General features: G+C 56.9%; 1 protein-coding gene. It reads right to left on the bottom strand.

Translation table 11 applies throughout. The features are described from left to right. Positions 1-330: 330 nt before the first annotated feature. Positions 331-570: a WGxxGxxG family protein gene (locus VQ042_RS25675; RefSeq protein ID WP_331823062.1), complete on the bottom strand. Its 240-nt coding sequence runs from the start codon at positions 568-570 to the stop codon at positions 331-333. Between the last annotated feature and the right edge of the window lie 391 nt (positions 571-961).

Genomic DNA, 961 nt, shown 5'->3' with positions numbered 1-961 from the left:
TGCGCTTCGTGCTCGGCGTGCGATACGGCGCGAGCGCGCGGGACCAGGATTTCGTCTGTGCGTCGGCGGCGGCGCCGACTGTGTCGATGGTGGTCACGAGGTTTCCAAGCTGAGTGTTGTCGCTGTGGACAGCCATCGGCCGGTGGGCTGCAGGCATCTTGCGGAAAAACGAGGAGGATTGCGGGAGCGAACCAGCTTGCGCTATTCAAGTCAGCAGTAGGTCCTTACGTTGTCAGCCAGCCTGCGCTCGATGCAGCGGGCTCGTCAACGGTCGTCAGTACCCGGACAATTCGCGATATGTCGGCACGACAGAAATGAGCTGAGAGAAGGCTAGATCCCTGGGCGGCGTGTAGTATCAACGACGTGCGTCTCGTGCTTACGCTTCTTCAGGCCAGCCAGGCCGGCCAGGCCGATAAGTCCCAACCAGCCAAGATCGAAACCATCGTCGTCGTAATTTTGCTGAACAGCAGTATCCGGCGCCGTGGTTGTGTCCTGAGCGAGAGCAGCAGTTCCATTCGCGGCAAGAATGATAGCGGCGAGAGCTACGACTTTTAGGTGATTGGTGCACATGGGAATTTCTCCGGTGATCATAAGTGATCACAATGGACCCAAACCGCCGCGCGCTAGAAACGTTCCCTTAAGGTGACAGCAGAATGCAGTGGCAGCAACGTATTCCGCGTCTGTTCCAGCTGCTTACAGTCGCAAGTGAGTAAGGCGGCGTAATCCCACTGAAGAATACGATCGGGCCGGTTTGTCGAAATCGGCAGCGGCTACGACGTTGCGCCGTAAGCCCACGCGGTGTACCGCCTTCACAGCGTTCGCCGTATCGGTGAAGTCCTAGGAATAATCCTAGCAGCCTGTCGGACTTAGCGCACGCGAGGGATATCGATTAGAATCGAGAGATTGATTCTCCAGCCATATGACCGGTTCTGCGATGAGCAATTTTCGAATGGTAGATCGT

The organism is Aurantimonas sp. A2-1-M11, from assembly GCF_036549475.1.
Taxonomy (GTDB): Bacteria; Pseudomonadota; Alphaproteobacteria; order Rhizobiales; family Rhizobiaceae; genus Aurantimonas.
Note: the sequence above shows the minus strand (reverse complement) of the source record. Positions and strands in the feature narration are given on the sequence as shown.